Below are 24,025 nucleotides of genomic sequence, written 5' to 3'. Positions count from 1 at the left end.
GTTGTCCTCTTAACGGGGCTTGTTGGGCTTATTCTTCGAAGGTGGAGTCTGGTCGGCAGCCGTCATCGCCGGCACCAGGCGCTGCGGATCGACACGCGCGTCGAACCAGCTGATACGCCAGTCCAGATGCGGCCCGGTCGCGCGTCCCGACGCGCCGGACAGCGCCACCACGTCACCTTGCTTCACCGCATCGCCGACCTTGGCTTTGAGCTGCGACAGATGCAAAAACGCCGAGGTCAGTCCATGGCCGTGGTCGATCATGAGGGTGCCGCCGGTGTAGTACAAGTCGGGCTCGGCGAGCGTGACGACACCACCGGCCGGCGCGCGCACCGGCGTGCCGGTCGGCACCGCGACATCGACGCCGTAATGCGGTTGCTTCTTCTCGCCGTTGAGAATGCGTTGCGAGCCATAGACACCGGAAATACGGCCTTTCGCCGGCCAGACAAATGCGCTCCGGTAGTCGTCGCGCGACGAATCGATCATCCGCGCATCACGCGTCAGCACGCCTTCACGCTCGATGCGCGCAGCAACTTCCGGTGGCGCGTTGACCTTGTCCGGCGGCAGCGTGAGCTTCTGGATGCTGTACGTGCGAGCCGCGATCTTGTGCGATTCGCTGTGCGTGTTGCCGTCGGCGGTGATGACGTCGAGCTCGGGCTCGCCTGCTTCGTCGCGATCCAGGCCGATGACGAAATGGCCGTCGTCGCCGACCCGCAGCGGCTTGCCCTTGAAGCGCACTTCCGAGCCGGGCGCGACCTGGCCGATCAGCAGCTCGCCCTGGCGCCACTGGCCCTTGATCTGGACCGGCGTGGCCGCTACCTGGGCCGCGTCGACGACGGCGATCCCGAACAACATCGGGATCGCCACCAGCAGCAGGGCCGTGCCGCGCATCAGCCGGGCGCGCGCGCTTCGGACGCCAGCAGCTCCACCGCGTCTGCCAGCGACATCGTCTCCTGCCGCTCGCTGCCGAGACGCCGCAGAGTCACGGTCTTCTCCTCGGCTTCGCGACGACCGACCACCAGAATCACCGGCACTTTCTGCATCGAGTGCTCGCGGATCTTGTAGTTGATCTTCTCGTTGCGCAGATCGGCCTCGGCGCGCAGATTCACGCCACGCAGCGCTTCCCTGACTTCGGTGGCATAGCCATCGGCGTCGGAGACGATGGGCGCCACCACCGCCTGCACCGGCGCCAGCCACAGCGGCATCGCGCCGGCGTGATGCTCGAGCAGAATGCCGATGAAGCGTTCCATCGATCCGACGATCGCGCGATGCAGCATGATCGGCCGCTGCTTCTGCGAATGCTCGTCGACATATTCTGCGTCGAGGCGCTCCGGCATCATCGGATCGAACTGCATCGTGCCGACCTGCCAGCTACGGCCGATCGAATCGCGCATGTGATATTCGATCTTCGGGCCGTAGAACGCGCCTTCGCCGGGCAGCTCGGTCCATTCGACGCCGGTCGCGCGCAGAGCGGCGCGCAGCGCGTTTTCCGCGTGATCCCAGGCTTCATCCGTGCCGAGACGCTTGTCCGGACGCAGCGCCAGCTTGACCGCGATGTTGTCGAAGCCGAAGTCGGCGTAGACCTTCATCGCCTGCAGGTGGAACGCGGTGACTTCGCCTTCGACCTGGTCCGGCGTGCAGAAGATGTGACCGTCGTCCTGGGTGAAGGCGCGCACGCGCATGATGCCGTGCAGGCCGCCGCTGGGCTCGTTGCGATGGCAGCCGCCGAACTCGCCGTAGCGGATCGGCAGGTCGCGATACGAGCGCAGGCCGGCATTGTAGATCTGCACGTGCCCCGGGCAGTTCATCGGCTTCACCGCGTAAGTACGCTTCTCGCTCTCGGTGAAGAACATGTTCTCCTGGTAGTTATCCCAGTGCCCGGATTTCTTCCACAGGCTGACGTCCATGATCTGCGGGCCGCGCACTTCCTGGTAGCCGCTCTTGCGATAAACGCCTCGCACGTATTGCTCGACCGCCTGCCAGATCGCCCAGCCTTTCGGGTGCCAGAACACCATGCCCGGCGCTTCTTCCTGCTGATGGAACAGGTCGAGGGCGCGCGCGAGTTTGCGGTGATCGCGCTTCTCGGCTTCTTCCACCATTTTCAGGTAGTTTTTCAGCTCGTCGTCGGTCGCGAAGGCAACGCCGTAGATACGCTGCAACTGCGCGTTGTTGGCGTCGCCGCGCCAGTAGGCGCCGGAAACCTTGGTCAGCTTGAACGCGCTACCGAGCTTGCCGGTCGACGGCAGGTGCGGTCCGCGGCACATGTCCAGCCAGGTATCGCCCTGCCGGTAGATCGTGATTTCTTCGCCGGACTTAATGCCTTCGGTGACCCATTCGGCCTTGAAGGTTTCACCGCTTTTCTCGAAGAACTGGATCACCTGCTCGCGCGGCCAGACTTCGCGCCGGATCGGCAGATCGCGCTTGACGATGTCGCGCATGCGGCTTTCGATCGCGCCGAGATCATCTTCGCTGAAAGGCTCGGGACGCGCGAAGTCATAGTAGAAACCGACGTCGGTCGACGGGCCGAAGGTGATCTGCGTGCCGGGGAACAGCTCCTGCACCGCTTGCGCAAGCACGTGCGCGGCGTCGTGGCGGATGGTCTCCAGCGCCTCGGGCTTGTCGCGGGTGATGATGCTGATCGCCGAGTCCTGATCGATCGGCCGGGTCAGGTCCCAGAGTTCGCCGTTGACGCTGACCAGCGCGGCTTTCTTCGCCAGGCCCGGCGAAATGCCCTGCGCGATGGACAGGCCCGTCGGCGCGGCATCGAAGCTTTTTACGTTGCCGTCGGGGAAAGTGATGTTGATCGACATGCTGTGCATCCTTCGCCGCGATCGTTCGCGGCGCTGATTTGTTTTTGCGTTGCCGTACTAAGGCTCGTAATGCGGCGGAATCCATTCCTTCAGGAATTCCTCGGCACTCATCGCCAGCAGCCGGCGTTCTTCAAGCTCGTAAGGATCGGCGTCGTAGTTGATCGCGCGGATCGCGATGCGCCTGTCGCCAGCCGGGATGATTTCGCATCCCCTTTCGGCGGCCAGACGAATCGCGTCGACCATACCCACGTGCAGATTCCTTTTAGCCCGGCGCGCGCGAACGCGCCCAGGCCACGGCGGCGTCGAGCCGCGCCAACGTTCGGTCACGGCCGAGCAGCGACAAGGTCTGATCGATCGGCGGCGACACCGCCATGCCGACCACGGCGACACGAATCGGCTGCGCGACCTTACCCAGGCCCAGGCCCTGCGACTCGGCGAAATGGTTCACCGCTTCGTGCAGCGCCGGCACGGTCCATTCCGGCAGCGCCTTCAGCGCCTGATACAGGCCGGCGAGCACGCGCAGACCCTCGTCGTTGAAATGCTTGGCCGCGTCCTTGTCGTTGTAGCCGCTCAGCTCGGCATACAAAAAGTGCGATTTCTCGGCCATTTCCAGCAAGGTGCGGCAACGCTCGCGCTGCGACAGGATCACGTCGACCAGCGCCGGACCATTGGCGGGATCCACGCCCATGCGGCGCAGATGCCACTCGAATTCCACGGCAACGACAGCCGGATCGGCGATCTTCAGATACTGGTGATTGACCCAGTAAGCCTTCTCCATGTCGAAGCGCGCCGGCGACGACGAGACCTTGCTCAGATCGAAAAGCGCCTGCATTTCATCGCGCGTGAACAGCTCCTGGTCGCCATGGCTCCAGCCCAGGCGCACCAGATAATTCAGCAGCGCCTCGGGCATGAAGCCCATCGCGCGATACTCCATCACGCCGAGTGCGCCGTGACGCTTGCTGAGCTTGGCGCCGTCGGCGCCGAGGATCATCGACACGTGCGCGTACTTCGGCAACTGCGCGCCGAGCGCGAGCAGGATGTTGATCTGCCGCGGCGTGTTGTTGACGTGATCGTCGCCGCGGATCACGTGCGTGATGCCCATGTCGAGATCGTCGACGACGACGCAGAAGTTGTAGGTCGGCACGCCGTCGGCGCGCGCGATGATCAGGTCGTCCAGCTCGATGTTGGCGAAGCTGATCGGGCCCTTGATCAGGTCGTCGAGCACGACTTCGCCTTCGACCGGATTGCGGAAGCGCACCACCGGCGGCACGCCTTCCGGCGGCGTCGGCAAGATCTTGCCGATCTCCGGGCGCCAGCGGCCGTCGTAGCGCGGCTTCTCCTTGCGCGCCTGCTGCTCGGCGCGCATCGCGTCGAGTTCTTCGCGGGTGGCATAGCAGTAGTAGGCGGTGCCGTCGGACAGCATCTGCGCGATCACTTCCTTGTAGCGATCGAAACGCTGGGTCTGGTAGACCGGCGCGAAGTCCGACTTCAGGCCCAGCCACGCCATGCCCTCGAAGATCGCGTCGACCGCTTCCTGGGTCGAGCGCTCGCGATCGGTGTCTTCGATGCGCAGCAGGAACTTGCCGCCCAGGCGCTTGGCGACCAGGTACGAAAACAGCGCCGTGCGGGCGCCGCCGATATGCAGGAATCCGGTAGGGCTGGGAGCGAAGCGGCTGACGGCGGACATGGCGGCCAAAAGGGTCTGAATAGCCGCTGATTCTATCAGGACGGCCCTGCCCGGCCGTAAAATGAAGCCATGACTTCGCTATTCGTAGAACAACTCACCGTCATCGACTGCTCCTACCTGGATGCGGCGCGCGGCCTGGTCGGCGAAAGCTGGATCGTCGACATCGAGCTGATCGGTGATCTCGACGATCAGTCGATGGTGCTCGACTTCGGCGAGGTCAAGCGCCGGCTCAAGCGCGCGATCGACGGCTCGGTCGACCACAGCCTGGTGGTGCCGCGGCTGGCGCCGGAGCTGAGCCTGACGCAAAGCGCCGGCAGGATCGACCTGCTGTTCCGCTCGGATCTGGGCGCGTTCGAGCATCAGTCGCCGCCGGTCGCGGTCAGCCTGGTCGACGCCGCCACGATCGATACGGACGCGGTGATCGCCTACCTGAAACCGCGGCTCGCCGAAGTGCTGCCAGCCAATGTCAGCGAACTTCGCCTGCAACTGCGCAACGAGCACATCGACGGCGCCTATTACCACTACACACACGGTCTGAAAAAGCACCGCGGCCATTGCCAGCGCATCGCCCATGGCCACCGCTCGCATATCGAAATCCGTGTCGACGGAACACGCGCACCCCGGCTGGAGGCGGAACTCGCGGCGCGCTGGCTCGACATCTATCTGGGTAGCGACGAGGACATCGTCGCCCGCGGCAACGGCCGCCTGCGCTACGCCTACGACGCGCCGGAGGGGCGCTTCGAAATCGCGCTGCCCGAAGCGCGCGTCGAGTGCATGCAGGGCGACACCACGGTCGAACGAATCGCCGAATGGATTGCCCAACTGCCAAGATCCGCCGCGGTGTCAGGCGAGCTTGAAATACGCGCGTACGAAGGCGTAATGAAGGGCGCCATTGCAAGACGCACGATTGCTGCGTAGCAGCAAGCAATATCCCCGAAAATTCACGTCTTATTCAGCACTTGGGCAGATAATGGGAACATGAACAAGTCCTTCCCGACTGTATCGTTGTACCGCCCCCTGCGCTGGCTGGGTATCGCTGGCGTCGCTGCCCTTACCGGCTGCGTCGGGTACTACCCTGACTCCTATCCGTCTTCGCCGCAGCCGTACTACAGCGGCGGTGGCGGCGGCACCTACTACGAGCCCTACGACAGCGGCTATTACAACAGCCCTGGCTACTATGGCCCGGCCTACGGCGCCACGACGATCTACTACCAGAGCTATTCGCCGGGCTATTACTACCGCCCCGGCTACGGCTATTACCCGCCGCCGCGGCCACGCCCGCCCGGCGGCGACCACAACCACGGCCCCAGCCACAGCGACAACGTCAGGGGTGCCTGGGCCGATCGCCTGGACAACGCGACCGGCAGCAACCCCAGCCGCTACCCGCACGACAACCGCGGTGACGATCGCAACGATGGCCGGCCTTCGCCGTCGAATGGCCAGCCGCGGCCTTCGCCGTCCAACGACGCCCGCGGCGGCTGGGGCGGTCGCGTCGGCCAGGGCGGTGGCGATCGCTCGCCGCCGCCGCGGCCGATGCAGCAGGCGCCGCAACAGCAGCAGCAGGCGCCCGCACGCAACGACGATCGCGACGGCGCCCGCGGTGGCTGGGGCAATCGCATCCGGGACAAATCGAACTGATCCGCGACGGCATCGGTTCCGCGGCCGGCATGTGGGATAATGCCGGCCCTTTTTTTGGCCCCGGCCCCTGACGAGCACCGCCCGATGAGCACCGCAGCCGACGTCCGCTTCTTTCCCCGCGTCACCATCGAGCAGGTCGAGGAAGGCCACCAGCTCGCGCCGAAGTTCGACGAACACGGCCTGATGCCCTGCGTGACCACGGCCGCCGCTACCGGCGAAGTGCTGATGCTCGGCTACATGAACGCCGAGGCGCTGAAGGCGTCGATCCTGACCGGCGAGGCGCACTACTACAGCCGCTCGCGCAAGACGCTATGGCACAAGGGCGCGACCAGTGGCCTGGTGCAGAAGATCGTCGACCTGCGCATCGACGACGACCAGGACGCGATCTGGCTGCGCGTGGAAGTCGCCGGCGACGCCAGCTGCCACGTCGGCTACCGCTCCTGCTTCTATCGCTCGATCCCGACCGGCGACACCGGCGCCGCCGGTGAGCTTCGCTTCGAAGAGAGCGAAAAGACCTTCGACCCGAAGCTGGTGTACGGCGACGCGCCGAATCCGACGATCCTGTAGCGGCAACCGCCCGCCTTCGGGATCACTGCACCGGCACCCGCATGATGTCCATCTGCGCCGGGCCGGCGATGGTCAGCAGCGCCACGCCGTTGCCATCGATCGACAACGAGCGATAGGCACGGATCGACCTCGTCGGCAGTTCCAGCACGGTCTGCGCAGCGCCGTCCGCGGCAAGACGCAGCAGCCGATCGTGTTCGGCGCTGCGCCGCACGATCCACAGTGCGCCATCGAACCACTGCCAGTTGCCCCAGTCGTCGATCGGCAATGCCGCATCGACGCTCTCGGGGGCTCCGATCACTCCGTCCCCGGCGATCGATCGACGCCACAAGCCGGGCACGCTGAGCCGCGTGTAATACAGCCAGTTGCGCCCGGCTATCACCACCTCGCGGCCGAAGCGCCCCTGGTCGTGGGTCAGCCGCGTATAGCGCGCGGTGTCGGGCTCGTAGCGCCACAGATCCCAGTCGCCGCTGCGGTCGCTGCCGAGAATCAGCGAGCGTCCGTCCGGCGCCCAGGTCAGCGCCCGCACGCTGGACCGCTGGTCGATCACCTGCGCGACCTGCCCCGCGACCAGCGAGCCGATGACGATGCTGTCGTGGGCCGCGCCTTCGCGGCGCAGGCTGGTGGCGTAACGGCCGCCCAGCGGAGAACAGGCCGGCGGCTCCGGCGTACCGGCCGGCATGGCCAGCATGCGCGCCTCGGCGCCGGCGCCGTCGATGTACCACAGCGCGACGCCGCGGCTGCGCATCGACACGAAGGCCGGATGATCCGCGTCCGGGCAGGCTTCGCCGAACATGTCGCGGCCGCTGGACGAGATCGACGACAGCAGCGCGCCGCTGCGCAGGTCGTAGCGATCGATGCGGTCGGCGGCGCGGTGCACCGCCGCTGCGATGTCGCCGCTGCCATCGGGAATCATCGCCAGATCAACCGCGGTTTCGACGCGGGAGATCGCCTGTGGCCGCCCGCCACCGTCGGCCGCGATTTTCCAGATCGCGAAGTCGCCGTCACGCGCCGCGTTGAAAAACAGCGCGTGGCTGTCGCCTGCCCAGGCCAGGCCCCAGACCGGAACCTGATCCTGCGTCAGTCGCGTTTCGCGGCCGCTGGCGACGTCGACCACGTAAACCTCGCCGACGGTGTCGGTGCCGCGCAGGAACGCAAGCCGGCTGCCGTCGGGCGCCCAGGCAACGGTGCCGTCGTCCATCCCGGCGGGCGGATGCGTCAGCCAGCGCTGCTGCGCGTCGGCGATGCGATGCAGCACGATGCCGATGCTGGCCGCCTCCGGCAGACGCCGCGCCATTGCCAGCCACTGGCCATCGGGCGACACGGCCAGGCCAGGAAAGCCGCGCTGGTAGAAACAGGGCGCGAGTTCGCGCAGCGAGCGGTCCCGCAGATCCAGCAGCATCACACGGCAGGCATCGCCATCCAGGCCGCGCTCGTAGGCCATGTGGTCCGCGTCCACCCACACCGGCCGCGCGACCGGGGCGATCGGGTCGACGAATTCGAACGGCGCCCGATCCGGTCGCGCCGGGTCGACGATGCGCAGCCGGGCTGGCATGCCCGACTTCTGCCAGGTGTAGGCGAAGCGCCTGCCGTCCGGCGAATAGGCCGGAAAAGCCTCGACCCCGTCCAGCGAGGTCAGCGCACGCAGCGGCCCGGCCGGTGCCGCGGCGCGCGGCGAACGCAGCGCTAACAGGCCGCCGACCGCAAGCAAGGCCAGCAAGGCCAGTGCAGCCACGGCCCAGACCAGGCGCCGCCTGATCCGGATCGAGTCTGCGACGGAGACCGTTGCCGCCGTAGCGGGCTCGATCTCGAGCAGGCTTGCGCTCACCGCCGCGGCGGCAATCTGCGTCGCCGGCAGGCTGAGCCGGTAGCCGGATTTGGAAATGGTTTCGATCGCGCTCGCCGCACCGGGCCGATCGTCAGCGGATTGATCCAGCGCGCGCCGGAGCTGCCAGACGGTGTAGGTGAGACCGCGCGTGCCGGTATAGGCGTTGCCGTCCCAGACCTCGGTGATCAGGCGCTCGCGCGTGACCACGCCGCCGGCCTGCTCGGCCAGGCGTAGCAGCACTTCGGAGGCCTTGACGGTGAGCCGTTCGCGACGCTCATCCAGGCTCAGGCTGCGTGCATCCGCATCGAAGCGATAGTCGCCGATGCGCCAGACCCGCGGCAGTTTCTGGCCGAGACCCACGGCCGCTCAGAAACGCTGGCAGCCGTCGCCAGGGCCGCGCGCGACAGCACGGCGGCGTTCGGGAAACGGCAGCTTTTTGCGGGAGGAGTCGATGGCGCGTGCCGTCTTCGGGCTTCGCGCAAAGCATGCCGTATTTCATAAAAAGGAGTACGCCGCGGCCCTGGCCGCGACGCACTCCCCCGCCATCGACATCCCTGTGATGACGTAACCGGTGAGATCTGCGCGCTACTTGGTCTTGATCACCGTGACCGTCGCCGAGGCCGAGCCGCCGGCGCCGCTGCAGGTCATCGTGTAGCTGTGCGTACCGCGTCCGGCCGGCAGCACTTTCTTGCTACCGGAGGTCGGCGCCGTGCCGCTCCAGTCGCCGCTGGCCTCACAGCTGTCGGCGTCGCTCGACGACCAGGTCAGGGTCGCAGTCTCCTTGCCGCTGACGCTGGTCTTGTCGCTGGTCAGCGTCGTCACCGGCACCGCCGGCAATACGAAAGCCGAGGTCGGATCGACGCTGAACAGCGCGCCGACGTTGTTGGCGCCGCCGAAGATCGAGCTGCTGTAGAGCGTGCCATCGGCGCCGGCGGTGAACCCGGTCGGCAGGCCGTTGACGTTCTCGAACGAGATCAGCCCGAGCAGCGTGCCGTCGGTGCCGATCTTGTAGGCCGCGCCGGCGCCGACCGAGCCGCCGTTGTAGGTGGTGCCGTAGATCGCGCCGCTGGCATCGATGACCATGCCTTCGCGCGGCGCCGAACCGTCGGTGCCACCCGAGAACCGGTGCAGCGTGGTCAGATTGCCGGCCGTGTCGATCTTGAACACCGTGCCGCAGCCGCAGCTGCCGCCGCCGGCATTGGTCGAGCCGTAGAAATAGCCGTCGCTGCCCTGCACCAGCTGCGAATACGGATTGCCGCCGTCGCCGGAGCCGGGGAAGTGATACAGCGTCGCGAAGTTCTTGCCATTGGTCTTCAGGCTGAAGACCGTGCCCATACCGCTGACGCCGCCGTAGCTGGCGGTGCCGTAAAGCTTGCCGTCGGCGCCGAGGGTCAGGCCCTGCACCGGCGAGTAGCCGTCGGCACCGGTGAACTCGTGCAGCACGGTGAACTTGCTGCCGTCGGTCTTCATGCTGAAGACCACGCCGAAGTCGTAAGTGCCGCCGGCCTGGGTCACGCCATAGAGCTTGCCGTCGGCGGCCTGCACCAGCTTGCCGGTGACGAAACGGCCGTCGGTGCCGGCGAAGGTATGCAGCGTCGTGAACGTGCCATTGGTCTTGATCTTGAAGATCGTGCCGTAAGGCGCGGCCGCGAAATCCGACGAGCCCTCGGTGCTCCCGTAGTAATTGCCGTCGGCACCGAGCAGCAGTGGCGCGATCGGAATGCCGCCGTCGGCGCCGCTACCGCTGAACACGTGCAAGGTCGTGCGCTTGCTGCCGTCCGGCTTGATCTTGTAGACCGTGCCGTAGCCGGTGTACGGATCGGTGCTGGTTTCGCTGCCGAAGTAGGTCGAGCCGTACAGAAAGCCGTCGGTGCCGGCGACCGGCGTGCCGTACGGAAAGGCGCCGTCGATGCCGCCGACGAACGAGTAGAACGTGTTGATGCCTTCGGCGTATGCCGCGCCGCTGGCGAGCATCGCCATGCCCGCAAACGCGGCACTGCCGCGGCGCAGCCAGGCGGCCGTCGTAGTCTTCAAATTGATCATCCCTAACTCCCGTGACTTTTGGATCCCCGACCGAACGGCGGGGTGTACGGGGCAAGCCAAGGCGCAATCACCGCGCCAGCGCGTGGCGGAGGAACGCGGCTATCCGGTTATTTTTTGGCGTTATTTTTCTTTGTTTTTTATTTTTACAACGGCGACAAGGGACTATGCGAATGCCGCGAACCTGATCAGCCGCCGCCGTTCGTCCCGAGTAGCCGCGACGCGGCGTATCGAGGGACTCGAGCGCGACCCGGTCCCTCGATACGCCCACTGCGTGGGCTACTCGGGACGAACGGAGGGTGGAGCATGCCGCGCGTTTTCGATACGCGGGCTATCGTCTCGCCCGAATTCGGGGCAGCCAGCATCGCTGTCAAGGCTCGGCCGCCGCATTCCACCAGTGCGCATCACGCCGCCGTGTCTCGACGATCTGCCAGTCCCCGCCGACGCGGGACAACAGCAGCGCGCCGCTGACGCCGGTCACGTACTGCCGCGCGCCGATCGCCGCATACCGCGCGACGACTTCCGGCCGCGGATGGCCGAAGTGGCTGCGCCAGGCGGCGCCATAGATCACGATTCGCGGATGCACCGCCGCAACGAAGTCCGCCCCCGAGGAACTGCGGCTGCCATGATGCGGCGCGACCAGCACCTCGCTGGCCAGCTGCGCCGAGTGACGCTCGATCAACCGGCGCTCGGCCGCCGCTTCGATATCGCCGGTCAGCAGCAGCCGGTGCGGCGCCGAGCCGACCGCGAGCACGCAGGAACCATCGTTGTCGGTCCAGCCGCTGCCATCGGGATGCAGGAACTCGAAGTGCACACCATCCCAGTCCCAACCGATGCCGTCGCGGCAGGGCGGCCGATCCGGCGCACCGAATTCGCTGTCGACACGCAACAAATGGCGCACCGCTTTCAAGCCGCCGATGTGGTCCTGATCGGCGTGAGAAATCACCACGCGATCGAGCTGCCGCGCGCCCTGCCCCAGCAGATATGGCACCACCACCGATTCGCCGGCATCGAAGCCTTCGTCGAAAGCCGGCCCGGCGTCGTACAGCAGCCGGTGATGCGCGGTGCTGACGACGACGGACAGGCCCTGGCCGACATCGAGCACTGCGACGTCGAAGTCTTTCGTCGGTATCGACTGCGTCGGCAACAGCAAAGGCACGAGGCATAGCGCGCCGGGCACACGCAATGGCAGACCGCGCGGCGCCAGCAACAACAACAGCCCGAAAGCGGCGAGCAACAGCGCCGACGGCGGCGGACTCGCCGCGAACCAGGCCGGCATCGCATAGTCGGCGACCACGTTCAGCCCCAGCTGCAGTTGCGACAGCGCCGACGCCGTGACGCCCAGCAGCGGCACGCCGGCCGCTGGCAAGATCGCGGCAGCGCTCAGCGCCAGCAGCGCGATCGGCGTCAGCACCGCGACGACCGGCACCGCGATCAGATTGATCGGCGCCGTTGCCCACGACAGGCCGTGAAAAAACAACAGGCTCAGCGGAACCAGCGCGCCGGTCAAAGCGATCTGCACGCGCAGCGCTTCGATCGCGAAGTGGCGATTTTTCAGGCGCCCGGACGTGATGTAGAAGATCGTCGCCACCGCGGCGAACGACAGCCATAGTCCGGGCGCGGTAATCGCCAAAGGATAGATCAGCAGCACCACAATCCAGGCCAGCGCCAGCACCCGCGACGGATGGCGCAGCCGATCGAACCAGGCCGCAGCCAGCAGCAGCACCAGCATCAGCGCCGCGCGTTGCACCGGCGGCTCCCAGCCGGCGACGAAGGCGTAGGCCAGGCCGACGATCGCCGACATCAGCATGCCGGCTTTCTGCGCCGGCAAACGCAGGCACAGCGGCGGCCACAGGGCCCACAGCCAGCGGCCGAACAGAAAACCGAAGCCAGCGATGATCGCGACGTTGAAGCCGGAAACGGCAATCAAATGGCTTGTGCCGGTCGCGCGGTAAGTATCCCAGTCGGCGTCCGACAGGCCCGAGTCGTCGCCGATGGTCAGCGCCGCCAGCAGCGGCAGACCGGGATGCTGCGGCAGCCATTCGTGCATTCGGTCGAGCACCCGCTGGCGCCAGCGCAGCGACGCCGGGCCGCTGCTGCCGGCGCAAGGCTCGGCCTCACGAACCGTGGCGATGGCGCCGATTCCCTGTCGAAAAAGCCAGGCTTCGTAATCAAACGCATGCGGATTGATCGAGCCGTGCGGCATGCGCAGCCGCAGTTTCATTCTCCAGCATTCGCCGCCGCGCAAAGTCCCGGTCGCGCGATACCAGGACGCGCGGATCAGCGGCAGGGATCGGTCGTCGGGCCGGAACTGGAAGCGCCAGGTGCGCTCGTCTCCGCTCTTGCCCGGAGTCTGCTGCGGCAACGAGGCGATGTGCCCGGTGACGAGGAGTTCTTCGCCATGCCGCGATGCCGGCCAACTCGATTGCAGCACGGAATCGGCGCGCCATACACAGCACAGTGCGCCGAGAAAAAACACCGCGTAATGCGCGCGAAAACGCCACGGCAGCAGCGCCGGGATCGCGGCACACAGCACAACGGAAACGACAGGAAGAACCGGCGAGGCGTGCACCATCAGCACGCCCGCGGTGAACAGCGCGGCTAGGAGGTAAGGGCTTCCGGCAGTGCCAGACGCCCGGCGTCCAGCGTCCATATGCGTTCCATGCGCGCCGCGAGTTTCATGTCGTGCGTGACCACGACCAGGCTAGTGCCAAGTTCGCGATTCAGCTCCAGCATCAGGTCGAAAACCTTGTCCGCGGTTTTTGAATCCAGGTTGCCGGTGGGCTCGTCGGCGAGCACGCAGGCCGGCCGCGTGACCAGCGCGCGCGCGACCGCAGCGCGCTGACGTTCGCCGCCGGACAGCTCGCCGGGCTTGTGTTCGAGGCGCTGGCCGAGGCCGACGCGCTCCAGCAGATCGGCGGCCTGCTTGCGTGCGTTCGCGGCGGGCTCGCGGCGGATCATCAGCGGCATCATCACGTTTTCGAGCGCGGAAAATTCCGGCAGCAGATGATGGAACTGGTAGACGAAGCCGAGGCGGCGATTGCGCAGTACGCCGCGCGCGGTGTCGGACAACTGCGACATGCGCTCGCCGGCCACCCAGACTTCGCCGCGCGTGGGCGCATCCAGCCCGCCGAGCAGATGCAGCAGCGTCGACTTGCCGCTGCCGGACGAGCCGACGATGGCGACGCGCTCGCCGCGGCCGACCTCCAGATCGATATCGCCGAGCACGTCGAGCTTGAGGCGGCCGTCGTCGAAGGTCTTGCCCAGACCCACGGCTTTCAGAATCGGCTGCGAGGTATCGATGATGGTGTCGATCTTTTTAATGGGATCACTCATAACGGAGCGCCTCCGCCGGCTGCACGCGTGACGCGCGCCAGGCGGGATACAGCGTCGACAGTAACCCAAGCGCCAGCGACAGAATGCTGATGCGGATCACGTCGGACGACTTCAATTCGGACGGAAGGTCGCTGATGTAGTAGACGTCGGGCGACAGGAACTGATGCCCGGTCAGCGCCTGCAGGATCGGCACCAGCGTCTCGACGTTCGACGCCAGCAGCACGCCACCGATCACACCGAACAGGGTGCCGACGATGCCGATGATCGAGCCCTGCACCATGAAGATCGCCATGATCGAGCGCGGCGTCGCGCCGAGCGTGCGCAGGATCGCGATGTCCGACTGCTTGTCCTGCACCACCATGACCAGCGTCGAGACGATGTTGAACGCGGCGACGCCGACGATCAGCGACAGGATGATGAACATCACCATTTTCTCGGTCGCCACCGCCTGGAAGAAGTTCGCGTGGCTGCGCGTCCAGTCCTGCACGTAGAACGTGCCCGGCAGACTTGAGGCCAGATCGCGTGCGACCGCCGGCGCGCGGAACAGGTCATGCAGCTTGAGCCGCACGCCGGTGACGCCATCGCCCATGCGATACAGCGACTGCGCGTCGGCCATGTGGATCAGCACCAGGCCGCGATCGAACTCGTACATGCCGATGCGGAAAATACCGGCGACCTGAAAGCGCCGGAAGCGCGGCAGCACGCCGGCCGGCGTCACGCTGGCGACCGGGATCATCAGATCGACCTTGTCGCCGACGATCACGCCCAGTGTCTCGGCCAGTTCCGAGCCGAGAACGATTTTGAACTCGCCGGCCTTCAGATCCGTCAGTTCACCGACTTTCATGTGCGTGCCGATTTCGGAGACCTTGGCCTCCTCCTCCGGCACGATGCCGCGCAGCAAGGTGCCGGACAGACCGGAATCCAGCCGCAGCATGCCCTCGCCTTCCACATACGGCGCAACCGCCTCGACCTCCTTGTCGGCCATCGCCGCGCTGGCGACGCCGGGCCAGTCCTGCAGCGAGCCCTGGTACGCGCTGATCGTCGCGTGGCTGGCCATGCCGAGGATGCGCGTGCGCAACTCGCGCTCGAAGCCGTTCATCACGGACAACACCGTGATCAGCGCGGTCACGCCGATGCCGATGCCGAGCATCGACGCCAGCGAAATGAAGGAGATGAAGTGATTGCGTCGCTTGGCCCGCGTGTAACGCAAGCCGGCGAACAGTTCGTAGGGATGGCGCATAGCTGCTGATTACACCATAAAGGCCAGTGCCTGGCGGTCTTTGTGGCCGTTGGCTGGCGTACCCATCACCCTCACCCGGCGGGAAGAGGGCCGAAGCCGCACGCCGCTGGTCGCGCATCCGCCTCCGGGCGGCGAACCGGCGCGGTGGCGGACAGCGCCATTGCTATAGTCGCCGCGTCTCCCGCACTCCGGCCGCCGCCATGATCAAAGCCCTGCTCGCCGCCGCGCTGTTCGCCGCCAGCCTGCCCTGCGCTCACGCCGACGTGCTCGCGCTGCCGCCAGACGCGGGTGCGGCCAGCGACACCGTGCTGCCGGCCAAGGGCAGCAGCATGGCTGCGGTCAGCCGCGAGTTCGGCGCGCCCAGGGTTCGGCATCCGGCGGTTGGCGGCGACTCGCCGAAGCACCCGCCGATCACGCGCTGGGACTACGAAACCTTCTCGGTGTTCTTCGAGAACCAGCACGTGGTCGACGCGGTCCGGCCAGACGCGCCGACACCGGTGGCGCATCGGGAAGATTTGACGACGCCGTAGCTGGATTTTCCCTCTCCCGCGTGCGGGAGAGGGTGGCGCGCCAGCGCCGGGAGAGGGGCTTTTTATTCGCTGCACCAGCCCTCTCTCCCCCGCTGCGCGGGGACTCTCTCCCGCACGCGGGAGAGAGGACAAAAGCCCCCGACGCGCAAGCTTCACCGACTCGGTGTAAGGTCTGCGCCCCCGGCCGCCCGTCTGCACCCCAAAGACCGCGATGACCCGTACTTATCTGCCGCCCGAATGGGCACCCCAATCCGCCGTGATGCTGACCTGGCCGCGTGCCGAGGGCGATTTCGCGCGCCATTTCGATGCCGTCGAGGCCAACTTCGTCGACATCGCGGTCGCGATCTCGAAGCACGAAGAAGTCCATATCAACTACGGTCTGGACCCGGCCGCGCTGCGCAGCCGGCTGATCCAGGCCGGTGCGACGGCCGCTCGGCTGCGCGTGTATCGCGTCGACAGCGACGACGTCTGGGCGCGCGACCACGGCCCGATCACGGTGATCCGCGACGGCCGCCTGGTGCATCTGGACTTCGTGTTCAACGGCTGGGGCGGCAAGTTCTCGGCCGAGCAGGACACCCAGCTGACACGGCGCCTGGCCGAGCTGGGCGCCTGGAGCGCGCCGATCGAGTCGCTGGATTTCGTGCTCGAAGGCGGCGCCATCGAAGTCGATGGCAGCGGCACCTTGCTGACCACCGAGCGCTGCCTGCTCGCGCCGACGCGCAATCCCCATCTGAGCCGCGAGCAGATCGAAGACACGCTGAAGCGCGAATTCGGCGTCGAACGCGTGCTGTGGCTCAAGCACGGTGATCTGCTCGGCGACGACACCGACGGCCATGTCGACACGATCGCGCGCTTCTGCGACGCGCACACCATCGCCTACCAGGGCTGCGACGACGCAGCCGACGAGCACTACGCCGACCTGCAGGCAATGGCCGCGGAACTCGCCGAATTCCGCACGCGCGACGGCAGCCCTTACGACCTGGTGTCGCTGCCGCTGCCGGGCGCGATCTTCGACGAAGACGGTCGCCGCCTGCCCGCCGGCTACGCCAACTTCCTGATCATGAACAACTGCGTGCTGGTGCCGATCTACGGCGACGTCAACGACGAACCGGCGCTGGAAAAACTGCGCGAAGTGTTCGAAGACCGCGAGGTCATCGGCATCGACTGCCGCGCGCTGATTCAGCAATACGGCAGCCTGCATTGCGTCACCATGCAGATCCCGTCGGCACCGCCGAGCTCGACCCGCGCTGCCTGAAAGAGCCTTGAAAGCAGGAGATTTACGATGAGCCGCAGCAAGACCTTGCGCGTCGGCATCGTGCAGCAAAGCTGCACGGACGACCGCGAACACAATCTCGCCGTCTCCACCGCCGGCATTCGCGACGCCGTCGCACGCGGCGCCCAGCTGGTGCTGCTGCAGGAGCTGCATACCGGCCTGTACTTCTGCCAGCACGAATCCACCGATCTTTTCGATCTGGCGGAAGCCATTCCGGGGCCGTCGACCGAAACCCTCGGAGCCCTAGCAAAAGAGCTGGACATCGTCATCGTCAGCTCGTTGTTCGAGCGTCGCGCGCCAGGGCTTTATCACAACACCGCGGTGGTGCTGGAGCGCGACGGCACGATCGCCGGCAAGTACCGCAAGATGCATATCCCGGACGATCCGGGCTACTACGAAAAGTTCTACTTCACGCCGGGTGACCTCGGCTTTCAGCCGATCCAGACCAGCCTCGGCAAGCTCGGCGTGCTGGTGTGCTGGGACCAGTGGTACCCAGAAGCCGCGAGGCTGATGGCGCTGGCCGGCGCCGACCTGCTGTTCTATCCGACCGCGATCGGCTGGAACCCGGAAGACACGGCCGAGGAGAAAACGCGCCAGCGCGACGCCTGGATCACGATCCAGCGCTCGCACGCGGTCGCCAACGGCCTGCCGGTGTGTGTGGCCAATCGCACCGGCCTGGAGCCCGATCCGACCGGCACGCTGAAAGGCGCGCAGTTCTGGGGATCGAGCTTCGCTGTCGGCCCGCAGGGCGAGTTTTTAGCGCAGGCGGGCAGTGAAAACGGCGAAGTCCTGGTCGTCGACATCGACCTCGCCCGCTCGGAAAACGTGCGCCGCTGGTGGCCGTTTTTGCGCGACCGGCGCATCGACGCTTACGGCGATCTGACGAAGCGGTTTCGCGACTGAGCTTTCTGCTGTCATTCCCGCGAAGGCGGGAATCCACTGCGGATAGAGCCTCTCTAGCCGCTTCTGGATTCCCGCCTGCGCGGGAATGACACGCTATCTCTAGCCCAGCGCGTCCATCACCGGCTGATACGGCAGCTGCAGCGCATCGGCCACCGCCTTGTACGTCACCTTGCCGGCATGCACGTTGAGGCCTTCGCGCAGGTGCGCGTCGTCGAGCATCGCTTGTCTGTAGCCCTTGTCGGCCAGCGCGACGGCGAACGGCATCGTCGCGTTGGTCAGTGCGAAGGTCGAGGTGCGGGCCACGCCGCCCGGCATGTTGGCGACGCAGTAATGCACCACGCCTTCCTCGACGTAGGTCGGGTTCTGGTGCGTGGTCGCGCGCGAGGTCTCGAAGCAGCCACCCTGGTCGATGGCGACATCGACGACCACCGCGCCGGGCTTCATCGCGCGCAGATGCGCCCGCGTGACCAGCTTCGGCGCCGCGGCACCGGGCACCAGCACGGCGCCGATCACCAGATCCGCCTGCGCGGTGTAGTACTCGAGCGCATCGACGGTGGAATAGATCGTGTTCAAGCGGCCGTCGAATAGCGAATCCAGATAATTCAGCCGTGGCAGGGAGCGATCCAGAATGGTTACGTGCGCGCCCATGCCGACGGCGATGCGCGCGGCGTTGTAGCCGACCACGCCGCCGCCGATCACCAGCACTTCGGCCGGCGCCACGCCGGGCACGCCGCCGAGCAGCACGCCGTTGCCGCCCTGGGCTTTCTCCATCGCATGCGCGCCGGCTTGGATCGACATGCGGCCGGCGACCTCGGACATCGGCGCCAGCAGCGGCAGGCCGCCGCGCGCATCGGTGACGGTTTCATAGGCGATCGCGACGCAGCCCGAGGCGATCAGCGCCAGCGTCTGGTCCGGATCCGGCGCCAGATGCAGGTAGGTGTAGAGCACCTGGCCCGGGCGCAGCATCGCGCACTCGATCGGCTGCGGCTCCTTGACCTTGATCACCATCTCGGCGCGCGCAAAGATTTCCTGCGCGGTGCCGACGATCTCGGCGCCGGCGGCGACATAGGCCTCGTCATACAGGCCGATGCCGGCGCCAGCGCCAGCCTGGATCAGCACCTGATGGCCGTGCGCCTTGAGTTCCTTCACGCCCGCCGGTGTCAGACCGACGCGGTACTCGTGAACTTTGATTTCTTTGGGCGTGCCGATGAGCATGTGCAGCTCCGTTGCGATTTAAACCGCGAGTATCACAGAGCGACGACGGCACCGCCTGAAGGGAATCCCGGCCCGTCAGTTCGGATCGGAGCAACTCGTGCCAACGCCATACGGACTAATGGCGCCCGGCGGAGAGACCTTCAGATCGCTGACGTCGTCAGCCGAGATGTTGAGCCAGAACACCGCGCGAGCTGTCGTCTCGGTGCCGGCGACGGAGGCGACGCCACGCAATTCAACTTCGCCCCAGTCCGCGCGGTCCTGGGGATAACGGACCAGGAATTCGCCGGCACCGTTGGCGTCGAGCGCCACCGTCGTCGGCGTCGAGGCGACATTGCCGGGGTCGAGGATCCCGTTGTTGTTGAAGTCTTCGCCGGTGTCCTTGACGCCGTCGTAATCCACGTCCTCGTTTCCGCAGGTCGCGGTGACCACGTAGCCCCATGCATCGGGGGTACCGTCGTCATCGGTGTCGACCGTCTGGCGATAGCCTTTGCGATAGCGCGTCGGCAGCACGCTCAGGCGGAACGTCGCGCCCGTCACCGGGTTGCCGGAGGAGTCGGTGACGATCACCGAATAAGGCTGGTCGTAAGTCGTCGAATTCGGCTCCTGGATCTCGTTGCCGGTGCCGAGCGTGATGCGCAGCGCCTGGCCACCGACGGTGAAGCTGGCGAAGCCGGTCACCGACGTCGTGTCGTGCACGGTAGCGTCGACGCGCACGCCCTTGTCGGCGGACGACACATTGGACGCCGCGTAAGTCACCGAGGCCTTGCCCTGGCTGTCGGTGGTCGCATTGGGCGCCGACAGCGTGCCACCGGAAATGTCGGTGAGCTTGAAGTCGACCTGTTTGCCCTTGACCAGATTGCCGGTCGGATCGCGCACGATGGCGGTGACCACGCTGGTGGTGCTCACCGGCAGCGTCGCCGGCGAGGCCTGAACGTTGATCGTCGCCGCCGTGGTGGCGACGAACTCCAGCGGCACCGATGCCGAGGGTTTGCCCAGTTGCTGGCTGCTGGCGACGATGACCGCACCGCCCGCGTTGGTGGAGCTGATCGTGGTCGAGGCACGGCCGGTTCCATCCAGCGTCAGCGTACTGCTGGCCAGCGTGCCGCGCGACGCCGACAGGTCCACCGTGGCGCCAGCGGTTTCGGCCGCCGAGCCGTTGCGCAGCCATTGCACCGCGACGCTCTGCGCGGTGTTCAACGCGATCGTGGCGCTAGAGGCCGGAGCCTCGATCGTGAGCTGATCCGCGGAGATCGCCACGGCATGGCTCGCGGTCAAGCCCAGCGCCTGAACACTGACCTCGCCGGAAGCGGACCCGGTGAGGCTGGCCTTGGCGACGCCGGTGCCAGTGGCGGTGATCGCCGTATTGGGCGTGATCGAGCCGGCCGTGGTGGCAAACTCCACGGTGCTGCCGCCGATGCCGTTGCCGGCGGAGTCGACCAGCTTGGCGCTGTATTCGCCGGTCTGTCCGAAACCGATGGTATCCGGGCCGGTCAAGGTCAGCGCGGTGCCGGTGACCTGGATGTCGAGCGTGCTGCTGATGCCCGAGGCACTCGCGGTGACGGTGATGCTGCGCGGCGTCGGATCACCGGCCGTGGTCAAGGCCGCGGTGCGCGTGCCGCTGCCGTCGTCGGCGGCGACGATCAGCGCGCCGCTGCCGGGCGGAATCGAAAAGCCGATGGTCGAGGCGCTGATGAGGTTGCCGCTAGCGTCCAGCGCCTGCGCCGACAGCGTCACGCCCTCGGCCGGTTGGTCCGCCGCCGACGGCAGCTGCGTGGTGCTGGCCAGCAGGATCACGCGCGATACCGTCGTCGTCGAGCCGCCGCCGCTGCCACTGTCATCGTCGTTGTCGACGAAGCTCGGCCCGCCGCCGCCACAGCCGGCCAGCAGCGAGAATGCGAACAGCAGGCCAAGGTAAGTCGACTTCAGCATCTGATTCCCCAAAGTGGTACGACTTGCACCGGACCTGCCGCCTGGATGCTAGCGAGCATGCTGCAGGCACTCAACAAGCCGAGCGATGTTGGCGCGAGATTGCCAGCGTCCGGCGCGGCCGTGCCGGGTGCTGGGCTCACCAGTCGCCAAGGGCAGACAAACGGTACGCGCCAAAATCACGTACCCGCCGGATTCGCGCCATTACCGCGGCGGACTTAGAATGCACCCAGGTCTCCGTAGCTCAGCTGGATAGAGCGCGCCCCTCCTAAGGGCGAGGTCGCAGGTTCGACTCCCGCCGGGGACACCAAATGAGTACCGCCGCCGACCGCAGAACACGATGAGCAAAATCGCCGCACAAACCTTCAAGGGCAGCAAGGTCAAGCTCGACGGCACCCTGTTCGAGGACTGCGCATTCGAGGGCTGCACGCTGGTCTACGCCGGCGGCGAGCTGCCGCAGTTCGTCGGCTGCTCGTTCAACAACATCCAGTTCGTGCTCGACGGCGCCGCCGCGCGCAGCGCGGCCTACATCCGCATGACTTACAAGGCGGGCGCCGCCAACGTGGTACGCGACTGGCTGCCGGAGCTGTTCCTGTCGAAGAGCCAGCACTGAGCGTGACCGGGCCTGCAGCCGACTCCGGGCTTGAATACGTCGGCTTCTGGGCGCGCTTCGTCGCGTTCCTGATCGACTCGCTGCTGGCGCTGCTGGTGATTTCGCCGTTGAGCGCGCTGCTGCCCGGCAATAGCAGCTCCCAGTTCACGGAGTTGCTGAGCGCCGGCGACCTGCAATCGGCGATCAGCCTGCAACAGATCGACATCGTGCCCGGGCCGGCGGAGTTCGTGATCTCCTATCTTCTGCCGCTGGTGGCCGCGGTGCTGTTTTGCCTGGCGCGCCAGGCGACGCCCGGCAAGATGGCGATCGGCGCGCGCATCGTCGACGCCCGCACCGGCGGCAAGCCGACGCTAGGCCCGCTGATCGTGCGCTACCTCGGCTACTACGTTTCGATCGTGGTGTTCTTTCTGGGCTTCGTCTGGATCGGCCTCGATTCGCGCAAGCAGGGCTGGCACGACAAGCTGGCCGGGACCGTGGTGGTGCGCAGGAAGAAGGATCTGACGGTGAAGTTCGGGCCGCCGGGCAACTAACACGTCAGCTGTAGGAGCGGATCCTATCCGCGACTCTGCCGTCGAAGCCTCAGTCGCGGATAGGATCCGCTCCTACAGGTGCGGTGGCTACTTCAACACCTGCCCCAGAAACAGCTTCAAGCGCTCGTTATCCGGCGCCTCGAAAAACGCCTGCGGGGCGTTCTGGTACTGGATCTGGCCGGCGTCCATGAAGATCACGCGGTTCGCCACCGCGCGCGCAAAACCCATTTCGTGCGTGACCACGCACATGGTCATGCCTTCGCGCGCCAGCGTCTTCATCACCTCCAGCACCTCGCCGACCATTTCCGGATCGAGCGCGCTGGTGGGCTCGTCGAACAGCATGATCGTCGGCTGCATCGCCAGCGCGCGCGCGATCGCGACGCGCTGCTGCTGGCCGCCCGAAAGCTGCCCGGGATGCACATTGGCCTTGTCGGCCAGGCCGACTTTCGCCAGCAGTTTCTCCGCACGTATACGCGCATCGGCTTCGGTCAGCTTCAGCACTTTCATCGGCGCCAGCATCACGTTCTCGACCGCGGTTTTATGCGGAAACAGGTTGAATTGCTGGAACACCATGCCGACATGCGTGCGCAGCCGGTTCAGATCGGTCTTGCGATCGTGCACCGGCACGCCGTCGACGACGACTTCGCCGCCGGTGATGGTCTCCATCGCATTGAGCGTGCGCAGCAGCGTCGATTTGCCCGAGCCGCTGGGGCCGATGATGCAGACCACTTCGCCGCGCGCGACTTTCAGGTCCACGCCCTTGAGCGCATGCGTGCCGTTGGGATAGCGCTTTTCGACGCCCTGCGCGCGGATCAGCGAGGTGTCGCGGGCGGTCGTCTCAGTCATGGGCGAGTCTCTTTTCCAGGCGCCGCACCAACCAGGACAGCGTGCCGGTCAGCAGCAGGTACATCAGCGCGACCGTGAACCAGACTTCGAAAGGACGGAAGTTGGAGCTGATGATTTCACGGCCGGCCTTGGTCAGATCGGTCAGCGCCATCACCGACACCAGCGAGGAATCCTTGATCAGGTTGATGAACTGTCCGGCCAGCGAAGGCAGGGTCTTTTTCAGCGCCTGCGGCAGGATCACATGGGTCATCGCCTGGCGATAATTCATGCCCAGGCTGCGCGCCGCCTCCATCTGCCCCTTCGGCACCGACTCGATGCCGCTGCGCACGATTTCGGCGATGTAAGCACCGGTAAACACGGCCAGCGCGGCCACGCCAGCCGTGAACGCCGACAACTGCAGCACCGTGCCGATGAAGAAATACATGATGAAGATCTGCACCAGCAGCGGCGTGCCGCGGATGATCTCCACATAGGTCGTCGACAGCTGCTTCGCGGCCGGATTATCGGCAACGCGGCCAAGGCCGGCGATCAGACCCAGCGCCAGCGCAAACACCAGCGACACCGCCGACAGCTTCAGCGTCATCCACAGGCCGACCAGCAGAATGCCGGCGCGCAGGCCTTTCTGATACGCCAGCAGGTCGCCGCGGAACACCAGGTCGCCGGTCTCGGCGTAGGCCTCGTCGAACTCGGTGTAGGTCTGCGTCTTGTCGCCGCCGTACTCCTTGAGACTGAGCCTCTTGCCGTCCGGCGTGATCGTCACGTAGGCATCGAACGGCGACAGCAGCTCCTGGCCGCTGGTGCTGACCAGATTCTGCGCGACGTCCTTCCAGTTCCAGTCGTAATGAATGCGCTGCGACATGCCCCAGATGCCGAAGCCGAGCGCGACCAGGATCGCGACGTAGACGGCGTACCAGAAGCTGCGCGGGAGGTGGTGCTGGTTCATGTTACGGCCTCGACTGATGTCGGGCCGACATAACAAAGCTCCGTTCGCCCCGAGTAGCCGCATGCGGCGTATCGAGGGGCCGGATCGCGTCGGGTCCCTCGATACG

The 24,025-nt window shown here is 66.3% G+C and carries 21 protein-coding genes and 1 tRNA gene; 9 read left to right on the top strand and 13 right to left on the bottom strand.

Annotated features, from left to right (window positions below):
• Positions 1-9: 9 nt before the first annotated feature.
• Genes ACQZF9_RS05210 through gltX form a run of 4 tightly spaced genes read right to left on the bottom strand, consistent with a single transcriptional unit; the run spans position 10 to position 4,494 of the window.
• Positions 10-888 (bottom strand): M23 family metallopeptidase, encoded by an 879-nt coding sequence (locus tag ACQZF9_RS05210; protein ID WP_428312199.1) that lies wholly within the window; start codon positions 886-888, stop codon positions 10-12.
• Positions 888-2,807 carry a threonine--tRNA ligase gene (gene thrS, locus ACQZF9_RS05205; RefSeq protein WP_428312198.1) on the bottom strand — a complete coding sequence of 640 codons (1,920 nt, stop codon included), beginning with the start codon at positions 2,805-2,807 and terminating at the stop codon, positions 888-890. Before thrS ends, ACQZF9_RS05210 begins: the two co-directional genes overlap by 1 nt.
• 57 nt (positions 2,808-2,864) lie before the next feature.
• On the bottom strand, positions 2,865-3,056 hold the full coding sequence (locus ACQZF9_RS05200; protein ID WP_428312197.1) for a hypothetical protein: 192 nt from the start codon (positions 3,054-3,056) through the stop codon (positions 2,865-2,867).
• A 13-nt stretch (positions 3,057-3,069) separates the two neighbouring features.
• Positions 3,070-4,494, bottom strand: coding sequence for a glutamate--tRNA ligase (gene gltX / locus ACQZF9_RS05195; RefSeq protein WP_428312196.1), 1,425 nt, complete (start codon positions 4,492-4,494; stop codon positions 3,070-3,072).
• 69 nt (positions 4,495-4,563) lie between these two features.
• Between gltX and ACQZF9_RS05190 the strand changes: the two genes are divergently transcribed.
• The 3 genes from ACQZF9_RS05190 (at position 4,564) to hisI (ending at position 6,699) form a co-directional block, all read left to right on the top strand.
• Positions 4,564-5,412: a 6-carboxytetrahydropterin synthase gene (locus ACQZF9_RS05190; protein ID WP_428312195.1), complete on the top strand. Its 849-nt coding sequence runs from the start codon at positions 4,564-4,566 to the stop codon at positions 5,410-5,412.
• A gap of 60 nt (positions 5,413-5,472) precedes the next feature.
• On the top strand, positions 5,473-6,132 hold the full coding sequence (locus tag ACQZF9_RS05185) for a hypothetical protein (RefSeq protein WP_428312194.1): 660 nt from the start codon (positions 5,473-5,475) through the stop codon (positions 6,130-6,132).
• Between the two features lie 84 nt (positions 6,133-6,216).
• Positions 6,217-6,699: a phosphoribosyl-AMP cyclohydrolase gene (gene hisI, locus ACQZF9_RS05180; RefSeq protein WP_428312193.1), complete on the top strand. Its 483-nt coding sequence runs from the start codon at positions 6,217-6,219 to the stop codon at positions 6,697-6,699.
• Positions 6,700-6,721: 22 nt separating this feature from the next.
• On the opposite strand, the gene ACQZF9_RS05175 is transcribed toward hisI, so the two are convergent.
• The 5 genes from ACQZF9_RS05175 to ACQZF9_RS05155 form a co-directional block, all read right to left on the bottom strand.
• Positions 6,722-8,884, bottom strand: a complete 2,163-nt coding sequence (locus ACQZF9_RS05175; protein ID WP_428312192.1) for a winged helix-turn-helix domain-containing protein — start codon at positions 8,882-8,884, stop codon at positions 6,722-6,724.
• 225 nt (positions 8,885-9,109) lie between these two features.
• Entirely contained in the window at positions 9,110-10,567 is a 1,458-nt protein-coding gene (locus ACQZF9_RS05170) for a choice-of-anchor tandem repeat GloVer-containing protein (protein ID WP_428312191.1), read from the bottom strand.
• Positions 10,568-10,934: 367 nt separating this feature from the next.
• On the bottom strand, positions 10,935-13,139 hold the full coding sequence (locus tag ACQZF9_RS05165) for a DNA internalization-related competence protein ComEC/Rec2 (RefSeq protein WP_428313370.1): 2,205 nt from the start codon (positions 13,137-13,139) through the stop codon (positions 10,935-10,937).
• A gap of 26 nt (positions 13,140-13,165) precedes the next feature.
• Entirely contained in the window at positions 13,166-13,900 is a 735-nt protein-coding gene (gene lolD, locus ACQZF9_RS05160; protein ID WP_428312190.1) for a lipoprotein-releasing ABC transporter ATP-binding protein LolD, read from the bottom strand.
• Positions 13,893-15,140, bottom strand: a complete 1,248-nt coding sequence (locus ACQZF9_RS05155; protein ID WP_428312189.1) for a lipoprotein-releasing ABC transporter permease subunit — start codon at positions 15,138-15,140, stop codon at positions 13,893-13,895. Before ACQZF9_RS05155 ends, lolD begins: the two co-directional genes overlap by 8 nt.
• A gap of 200 nt (positions 15,141-15,340) precedes the next feature.
• Here ACQZF9_RS05155 and ACQZF9_RS05150 point away from each other — a divergent pair, with 200 nt between their 5' ends.
• From ACQZF9_RS05150 to ACQZF9_RS05140, 3 genes are all read left to right on the top strand, one after another.
• A complete protein-coding gene (locus ACQZF9_RS05150) occupies positions 15,341-15,670 on the top strand; it encodes a phosphodiesterase (protein WP_428312188.1) in 330 nt (109 codons plus the stop codon).
• Between the two features lie 211 nt (positions 15,671-15,881).
• Positions 15,882-16,925: an agmatine deiminase family protein gene (locus ACQZF9_RS05145; protein WP_428312187.1), complete on the top strand. Its 1,044-nt coding sequence runs from the start codon at positions 15,882-15,884 to the stop codon at positions 16,923-16,925.
• A gap of 27 nt (positions 16,926-16,952) precedes the next feature.
• On the top strand, positions 16,953-17,846 hold the full coding sequence (locus tag ACQZF9_RS05140) for a carbon-nitrogen hydrolase (protein WP_428312186.1): 894 nt from the start codon (positions 16,953-16,955) through the stop codon (positions 17,844-17,846).
• A gap of 99 nt (positions 17,847-17,945) precedes the next feature.
• Here ACQZF9_RS05140 and ald read toward each other — a convergent pair whose 3' ends face one another.
• Positions 17,946-19,061, bottom strand: coding sequence for an alanine dehydrogenase (gene ald, locus ACQZF9_RS05135; protein ID WP_428312185.1), 1,116 nt, complete (start codon positions 19,059-19,061; stop codon positions 17,946-17,948).
• A gap of 75 nt (positions 19,062-19,136) precedes the next feature.
• The gene (locus ACQZF9_RS05130; protein WP_428312184.1) at positions 19,137-20,990 is read right to left on the bottom strand and encodes a hypothetical protein; all 1,854 of its coding nucleotides are present in this window, start codon (positions 20,988-20,990) and stop codon (positions 19,137-19,139) included.
• Positions 20,991-21,220: 230 nt separating this feature from the next.
• Between ACQZF9_RS05130 and ACQZF9_RS05125 the strand changes: the two genes are divergently transcribed.
• The 3 genes from ACQZF9_RS05125 to ACQZF9_RS05115 all read left to right on the top strand — a co-directional run bounded on the left by ACQZF9_RS05125 (position 21,221) and on the right by ACQZF9_RS05115 (position 22,130).
• Positions 21,221-21,297 (top strand) — tRNA-Arg (locus ACQZF9_RS05125).
• Positions 21,298-21,327: 30 nt separating this feature from the next.
• Entirely contained in the window at positions 21,328-21,600 is a 273-nt protein-coding gene (locus ACQZF9_RS05120; RefSeq protein WP_428312183.1) for a hypothetical protein, read from the top strand.
• A gap of 2 nt (positions 21,601-21,602) precedes the next feature.
• Entirely contained in the window at positions 21,603-22,130 is a 528-nt protein-coding gene (locus ACQZF9_RS05115) for an RDD family protein (RefSeq protein ID WP_428312182.1), read from the top strand.
• Positions 22,131-22,217: 87 nt separating this feature from the next.
• Here ACQZF9_RS05115 and ACQZF9_RS05110 read toward each other — a convergent pair whose 3' ends face one another.
• Positions 22,218-22,976, bottom strand: coding sequence for an amino acid ABC transporter ATP-binding protein (locus ACQZF9_RS05110; protein ID WP_428312181.1), 759 nt, complete (start codon positions 22,974-22,976; stop codon positions 22,218-22,220).
• The gene (locus ACQZF9_RS05105) at positions 22,969-23,919 is read right to left on the bottom strand and encodes an amino acid ABC transporter permease (protein WP_428312180.1); all 951 of its coding nucleotides are present in this window, start codon (positions 23,917-23,919) and stop codon (positions 22,969-22,971) included. Before ACQZF9_RS05105 ends, ACQZF9_RS05110 begins: the two co-directional genes overlap by 8 nt.
• Positions 23,920-24,025 lie beyond the last annotated feature (106 nt).

Source organism: Hydrocarboniphaga sp. (genome assembly GCF_965279055.1).
In the GTDB taxonomy this organism is placed as follows: domain Bacteria; phylum Pseudomonadota; class Gammaproteobacteria; order Nevskiales; family Nevskiaceae; genus Hydrocarboniphaga.
This window is presented reverse-complemented; position numbering and strand designations above follow the sequence as displayed.